The sequence below is a fragment of the Streptomyces sp. genome (assembly GCF_031181705.1).
In the GTDB taxonomy this organism is placed as follows: domain Bacteria; phylum Actinomycetota; class Actinomycetes; order Streptomycetales; family Streptomycetaceae; genus Streptomyces.
In genome coordinates, this window is record NZ_JAPSKN010000076.1 from 20,511 (window position 1) to 27,663 (window position 7,153).

Consider the following 7,153-nt stretch of genomic DNA (forward strand, 5'->3'; position numbering starts at 1 on the left):
TCTCCCTCCTCGTCCCGGTCTTCGGCATGTCGTCGGCGGCGCTGTTCCTCGACGAGCCGGTGAGCCCCCTGCGGTGGTGCGCGGCGGCCCTGCTGGTGGGCGGGGTGGCGCTGACGTCCCTGACGCCGCGCCGCACCCGGCCCACCACGGCGCCGGCGACGGTCGTCAGGACGCGTCGACCAGCAGGCCGGGCCCGTTGACGTGATAGGCGCGCGCCCGCACGCCGAGGCCCGGATCGCCGTCGAGGCCGCTGTCGTCGGCCCAGGTGACGAGCGCGCTCTCCGGGCCGTCGCCGAAGGCCGTGGCCGCGCAGGTGTGCAACCGCCGCCCGGCGGCCGCCGTGCTGACCTGCACCTTGTCGCCGAGTGAACCCTGCGAGTCCGAGCAGACCTTCGCCATCACCGTGGGCACCGTGTCGAAGGTGTCGGCGCTCCGCTCGATCCACGTCATCAGGAAGCGCCCGTCGGGCAGGTGGGACACGGCCGGTGACGTGCGGGTGAAGCCCACCGGGGAGCCTGCCGTGATGTCGAACAGTTCCGTGCCGTCGGCCTCGAAGACGCTCGCCGCGACCGTGGTCTGCGGCTGGCCCAGATCGCTGTTCTGCGCGGGTGCGATGTGCGTGACGACGAAGCGCCGGGTGTCGAGCAGCGTGAGCCCGTTGACACCGGTGAAGCCCCCGACGTTGGGCCGGATCTCCTCCGTCAGCGCGGTGCCCTCGAAGTCGAAGAACCGCAGGGTGAGCCGGCCACCGCCGACGGACGAGGGGTCGGTCGACCAGGCGACGACCACGTTGCCGTCCGCGAGGACCGTGGCGGCGGGCTTCTCGTGGAAGCCCTCGGTGGTGCTGACCGTGAACTCCGGGGTCGCCGGGCTGCCGTCCGGGCGGTACCGCCGTGCGCGGATGCGCTGGTCGGCCCGCGGGCTCGCCCAGGTGACCAGCACCCCGCCGTCGATCATGAAGGTGAGGGAGGGCCGGACCCGCGGATCCGCGTCCGCGGTGACCAGCGTCTGCGGACCGGCCATCCGGCCCTCCGCGAACCGCTGGAGCTTCACGGACGGGGCGGGCGGAGGCGCGTTGAAGGGGGTCTCCAGCCAGACGGCGAACTGACCGCTGATCCCGGCGGACAGCACGGACGGCCACAGCGGGCGCACCCCCTGCCCCTCCGCGGGCTGCCTGCTGACCGCGATCTCGTCTCCGAGCTTGTCCCCGTCGGTGCCCAGGAACTGGCCCTTGATGGCGAAGTCGCTCTCGTCGGACCACAGTTCGAGGTACTGCGTGCCGAACAGGGCGTCCACAGCGGGCTGGAACTGGTCGCCGGCGGTCGTGGTGTTCACATGGAAATCGGCCATGGCTGCTCTCCGGATCAGGAGTGAGGGGAAGAGAGAGCGGTACGGCCGGCCGAGTCCTTGAGAACAGCGTGTCACGCCCCGAAGACGCCTGCATCCGGAGCGACGGCCGCCGCCCCTGCCCGCACGAGGACGGGCGGCGGCCGTGGTGCGCCGGCGGGTCAGCGGGTGTGGGCGGTGAACCTCTCCGCCGTCTCGGCCAGGACCTCGCGTCCGTCCCGTGCCCACAACCCGGCGTTGAACAGCTCGACTTCGATCGGCCCGGAGTACCCCGCGTCCTCCACGTACCCCTGCCACGCGCGCATGTCGATCGCGCCGTCGCCGATCTGGCCGCGGCCGGTGAGGACGCCCTCCGGGAGGGGGGTCGTCCAGTCGGCGAGCTGGAAGGTGTGGATGCGCCCGCCCCGGCCCGCGCGGGCGATCTGCGCGGGGGCCGTGTCGTCCCACCAGATGTGGTACGTGTCGACCGTGACCCCGACCTGGTGCGCGGGGAAGCGTTCCGCGAGGTCCAGGGCCTGGGCCAGCGTGGACACCACGCAGCGGTCCGAGGCGTACATCGGGTGCAGCGGCTCGATGGCCAGGCGGACGCCGTGCCGCTCCGCGTACGGCCCCAGCTCCGCGAGGGCGTCCGCGATGCGTTCCCGCGCCCCGTGCAGGTCCTTCGAACCCGCCGGGAGCCCGCCCGAGACCAGCACCAGGGTGTCCGTGCCGAGCGTCGCCGCCTCGTCGATCGCGCGACGGTTGTCGGCCAGTGCCCCGGCCCGCTCCCGCGGGTCGATCGCGGTGAGGAAGCCGCCCCGGCACAACGTTGTCACCGTCAGGCCCGCGTCCCGCACGAGCTTCGCCGTGGCCTCCGGACCGTGCGCCCGCACCGGCTCACGCCACAGGCCGACGTTGCGGACGCCCAGGTCGCCGCAGGCCTGGACCAGTTCCGGCAGCGACAGCTGCTTCACCGTCATCTGGTTGATGGAGAAACGGTCCAACCCGGATGTGCTCACTGGTCCACCCCGTACACGCTCAGCAACGTCTTCATCCGCTCCTCGGCCAGCTTCGGATCCGGGAACAGCCCCAGGCCGTCGGCCAGTTCGTACGCCGTGGCGAAGTGCGGCAGCGAGCGGGCCGACTGCAGACCGCCGACCATCGTGAAGTGCCGCTGGTGCCCGGCCAGCCAGGCCAGGAACACCACGCCCGTCTTGTAGAAGCGGGTCGGGGCCTGGAAGAGGTGGCGGGACAGCACGACCGTGGGGTCGAGCAGTGCCCGGAAGCCCGGCACGTCACCCGTGTCCAGGACCCGCACCGCCTCGGCCGCCAGCGGGCCCAGCGGGTCGAAGATGCCGAGCAGGGCGTGGCTGAAGCCCTGGTCGTCGCCCGCGATCAGCTCCGGGTAGTTGAAGTCGTCGCCGGTGTAGCAGCGCACGCCCTTCGGCAGGCGGCGGCGGAGGTCGATCTCCCGCTGGGCGTCCAGCAGCGAGACCTTGACGCCGTCGACCTTGTCGGGGTGCGCGGCGATGACGTCCAGGAAGGTGCGGGTGGCGGCGTCCAGGTCCGTGGCACCCCAGTAGCCCTCCAGCGCCGGGTCGAACATCGGGCCCAGCCAGTGCAGGATCACCGGCTCGGACGCCTGGCGCAGCAGGTGCCCGTACACCTCCAGGTAGTCCTCCGGCCCCTTGGCGACCGCGGCCAGCGCCCGCGAGGCCATCAGGATCGCCTGGGCGCCCGATTCCTCCACGAGGGCGAGTTGTTCCTCGTAGGCGGCCCGGATCTCCGCCAGGCCGTACGGGTGGCCGAACTCGGTGACCGGCAGCTGGTCGGTGCCGACGCCGCAGGCGATCAGGCCGCCGGCCGCCTCGGCCTCGGCCGCCGAGCGGCGGATCAGCTCCGCCGCGCCCGCCCAGTCCAGGCCCATGCCGCGCTGGGCGGTGTCCATGGCCTCGGCGACGCCCAGCCCGTGCGACCACAGGTGGCGGCGGAAGGCGAGGGTGGCGTCCCAGTCGACGGCGGCGGGCGAGTCGGGGGAGACGTCCGCGTACGGGTCGGCCACGACGTGCGCCGCCGAGAAGACCGTACGGGAGGTGAAGGGCGTGCCGGCGGTGACGGCCAGGGGCTCGGTGCGCGGCTCGTAGGTGCGCAGCGCCCCGCCCGGGCCCGGGAGTCGGATGGTCACAGCGAGATCTCCGGCACGTCGAGGCGGCGGCCCTCGGCCGAGGACCTCAGGCCCAGCTCGGCGAGCTGGACACCGCGGGCACCGGCCAGCAGGTCCCAGTGGTAGGGGGCGTCGGCGTAGACGTGCTTGAGGAACAGCTCCCACTGGGCCTTGAAGCCGTTGTCGAACTCGGCGTTGTCCGGGACCTCCTGCCACTGGTCGCGGAAGACCTCCGTGGCGGGGATGTCCGGGTTCCACACCGGCTTGGGCGTGGCCGAGCGGTGCTGGACCCGGCAGTTCCTGAGCCCGGCGACCGCCGAGCCCTCCGTGCCGTCGACCTGGAACTCCACCAGCTCGTCGCGGTTGACGCGCACGGCCCAGGAGGAGTTGATCTGGGCGATCGCGCCGCCTTCCAGCTCGAAGACGCCGTAGGCGGCGTCGTCGGCCGTGGCGTCGTAGGGCTTGCCGTTCTCGTCCCAGCGCTGCGGGATGTGCGTGGTGGCGAGGGCCTGGACCGACTTCACCCGGCCGAACAGCTCGTGCAGCACGTACTCCCAGTGCGGGAACATGTCGACGACGATGCCGCCGCCGTCCTCCGCGCGGTAGTTCCACGACGGGCGCTGCGCGGTCTGCCAGTCGCCCTCGAAGACCCAGTAGCCGAACTCGCCGCGCACGGACAGGATCCGGCCGAAGAAACCGCCGTCGATCAGGCGCTTCAGCTTCAGCAGGCCCGGCAGGAACAGCTTGTCCTGGACGACGCCGTGCCTGACGCCGGCCTCGTCCGCCAGCCGGGCGAGTTCGAGGGCGCCCTCCAGTCCGGTGGCCGTGGGCTTCTCGGTGTAGATGTGCTTGCCCGCCGCCACGGCCTTCTTGATGGCCTCCTCGCGGGCCGAGGTGACCTGGGCGTCGAAGTAGATGTCCACCGTCTCGTCCGCGAGGACCGCGTCCAGGTCGGTCGAGACGTGCTCGAGACCGTGCCGCTCGGCCAGGGCCCGCAGCGCGTGCTCGCGGCGGCCGACCAGGATCGGCTCGGGCCACAGCACGGTGCCGTCGCCGAGGTCGAGGCCGCCCTGGTCACGCAGGGCCAGGATGGAGCGGACCAGGTGCTGGCGGTAGCCCATGCGCCCGGTCACGCCGTTCATGGCGATACGCACCGTCTTGCGTGTCACGTCGTTCCCTTCGTACGCGGTCGTCGCGCCGCGTACGCCCCACCCGTCACCGCGGAGCCGGTGAACCGCCCGTGGACTGGTGAGCGTGACAGCAAGCGCTTTCTATACAGGAAGAAGCTAGCCTCTGACGGCGGTCCGGACAAGACCGTGACCAGGACGAGTTGTTCGAGGGGGCGAACAACCGGGGGCCGGGGGCTTAAGGTCTGCTCGGAACCATGGCCACAGGTCTGCATGTGTACGAGGGCGGACGACGAGATGCGCGACCGGAGGACGACGAGATGACGGTGACCCTGGCGGACGTGGCGGCCCGCGCGCAGGTCTCGCCCGCGACGGTGTCGCGCGTGCTGAACGGGAACTACCCCGTCGCGGCCTCCACCCGCGAGCGGGTGCTGAAAGCCGTCGACGAGCTGGACTACGTGCTCAACGGCCCCGCGAGCGCCCTGGCCGCCGCCACCTCGGACCTGGTCGGGATCCTGGTGAACGACATCGCCGACCCCTTCTTCGGGATCATGGCGAGCGCGATCCAGGCGGAGTTCGGCGGGCCGGGCGGGCGCGCGGGCGGGGAGCGGCTCGCGGTGGTCTGCAACACCGGCGGCTCCCCGGAGCGGGAACTGACCTACCTCACGCTGCTGCAGCGGCAGCGGGCCGCGGCCGTGGTGCTGACCGGCGGGGCCATCGAGGACGCGGCGCACAAGGCGGCCATGGACGCGAAGGTGCGCAAACTGACGGACGCCGGGACGCGGGTCGTGCTGTGCGGGCGCCCGCCGGCCCCGGAGACCGGGGCGATCGCGCTGACCTTCGACAACCGCGGGGGCGGGCAGGAACTCACCGAGCACCTGATCGGGCTCGGGCACCGGCGGCTCGGCTACATCGCGGGCCCCGAGGAACGGACCACCACCCGGCACCGCCTGGAGGGCCACCGGGCCGCGCTCGCCGCGCACGGCATCGAGGAGGACCCCCGCTGGACGGTGCACGGACGCTACGACCGCCGCTCCGGCTACGAGGCGACGCTGGAGCTGCTGAGGCGGGACCCGTCGCTGACGGCGGTCGTCGCGGCGAACGACTCCGTGGCGCTCGGGGCGTGCGCGGCGCTGCGGGACTCGGGGCTGCGGATCCCGGAGGACGTGTCGGTGGCGGGCTTCGACGACCTGCCGTTCAGCATCGACGCGGTGCCCTCGCTGACGACCGTGCGGTTGCCGCTGGCGGAGGCCGGGGCCCGGGCCGGGCGGATCGCCATGGGGCGCGAGGAGGCGCCGCCCGGAGGGATCGCCTCGGTGCGGGGGGAGTTGATGGTGCGGGGGTCCTCCGGGGCGCCGCGGACCTCTTGAGGTACCGCCTGCGCAGGCCGCGACCTCCGGCCGCACGCCGCCCCCGTGTTCCCGGACCACGCACGGGATGCGTGCCGCCGGATGCGGCGACAGCGCGGGCGACCAGGGCATCCGGCACCGTTCGGGATGTCCGCAGTGATCTGGTATGGGTACAAGACCCACTCCTGCCCACTGACTAGGAACGGTCCGTCCACATGAAGCTGGCGTTCTCCACCCTCGGTGTCCCCGGCCTGCCCCTGGCCGACGTCCTGCGACTCGCGACCACCCACGGCTACCACGGCGTCGAGCTGCGCACCCACCCCGAGGAACCGGTCCACCCCGGCCTCGACGCGGCCCGGCGGGCCGAGGTGGCGGCCGAGTTCAAGGGCTCGGGCGTGGAACTCCTCGGTCTCGCGGGCTACGCACGGGTCGCCGCGCCCGGCGACGACGAGCCCGTCCTGGCCGAGATCCGCGCCCTCCTCGACCTGGCCCGCGACCTGGGCGCCCCGTACGTCCGCGTGTTCCCCGGCGGTGATCCCGACACCCAGACCCCCGAGGAGGCCGACGCGACGGCCGCCCGCCGCCTGGGCACGGCCGCCGAGTACGCGAACGACCTCGGCGTCCGCATCCTCCTGGAAACCCATGACTCCCACCGCACCGCGGCCGACGCCATGCGCGTCCTCGGCCTCGTCGGCCACCGCCAGGTCGGCGCGCTCTGGGACGTCATGCACACCTGGCTCGGCGGCGAACAACCCTCCGAGTCCTACGCGGCCCTCTCCCCCCACCTCGGCTACGTCCAGGTGAAGGACATCGTCTCGGCCGACGACACCACGCCCCTGCCCCTGGGCGAGGGTGTCCTCCCGCTGGCCGAATGCGTCGAGATCCTCTCCCGCCACGGCTGGGACGGCTGGCTGTGCTGGGAGTACGAGAAGCGCTGGTACGAGGGGGCGGCCCCGCTGCCGGACCTGCTCGGCCCCGGCCGCGAGCACCTGAGCAGGCTCCTCAACGAGTCGGCCTGACGAGCCCCGCGACGATCCCGCCCGGCAACCGCTCCCCACACCGGGCGCCCGCCCGGCTCACCTCCAGGGCATGCCCTGCGGCGCGCTGGGCGGCTGCCCACACCGGGCGCCCCCGGCTCACTGCAGGGCACGCCCTGCGCCGCGCGGGCGCCCGCCCGGCTCCCCCCC

At 73.1% G+C, this 7,153-nt stretch carries 6 protein-coding genes and 1 pseudogene; 3 read left to right on the forward strand and 4 right to left on the reverse strand.

Annotated elements, in window-relative coordinates:
* A pseudogene (locus tag RIN80_RS16230) lies at window positions 1–200 on the forward strand (EamA family transporter); the annotation flags it as partial.
* On the opposite strand, the gene RIN80_RS16235 reads toward RIN80_RS16230, so the two are convergent.
* The 4 genes from RIN80_RS16235 to RIN80_RS16250 all read right to left on the reverse strand — a co-directional run bounded on the left by RIN80_RS16235 (window position 166) and on the right by RIN80_RS16250 (window position 4,659).
* Complete coding sequence (locus tag RIN80_RS16235; protein ID WP_309096313.1) at window positions 166–1,350, reverse strand: hypothetical protein; 1,185 nt, start codon at window positions 1,348–1,350, stop codon at window positions 166–168. The pseudogene RIN80_RS16230 and the gene RIN80_RS16235 overlap by 35 nt on opposite strands.
* Window positions 1,351–1,508: 158 nt before the next feature.
* Window positions 1,509–2,306, reverse strand: coding sequence for a sugar phosphate isomerase/epimerase family protein (locus tag RIN80_RS16240; RefSeq protein WP_375141713.1), 798 nt, complete (start codon window positions 2,304–2,306; stop codon window positions 1,509–1,511).
* 35 nt (window positions 2,307–2,341) lie between these two features.
* A complete protein-coding gene (locus RIN80_RS16245; RefSeq protein WP_309096315.1) occupies window positions 2,342–3,511 on the reverse strand; it encodes a dihydrodipicolinate synthase family protein in 1,170 nt (389 codons plus the stop codon).
* Complete coding sequence (locus tag RIN80_RS16250; protein WP_309096316.1) at window positions 3,508–4,659, reverse strand: Gfo/Idh/MocA family oxidoreductase; 1,152 nt, start codon at window positions 4,657–4,659, stop codon at window positions 3,508–3,510. The genes RIN80_RS16245 and RIN80_RS16250 overlap by 4 nt, the downstream gene beginning before the upstream one ends.
* 278 nt (window positions 4,660–4,937) lie before the next feature.
* Between RIN80_RS16250 and RIN80_RS16255 the strand changes: the two genes are divergently transcribed.
* Together RIN80_RS16255 and RIN80_RS16260 are read left to right on the forward strand one after the other, a co-directional pair.
* Entirely contained in the window at window positions 4,938–5,987 is a 1,050-nt protein-coding gene (locus tag RIN80_RS16255; protein ID WP_309096318.1) for a LacI family DNA-binding transcriptional regulator, read from the forward strand.
* A 194-nt stretch (window positions 5,988–6,181) separates the two neighbouring features.
* Window positions 6,182–6,985 (forward strand): sugar phosphate isomerase/epimerase family protein, encoded by an 804-nt coding sequence (locus RIN80_RS16260; protein ID WP_309096317.1) that lies wholly within the window; start codon window positions 6,182–6,184, stop codon window positions 6,983–6,985.
* Window positions 6,986–7,153: the final 168 nt, after the last annotated feature.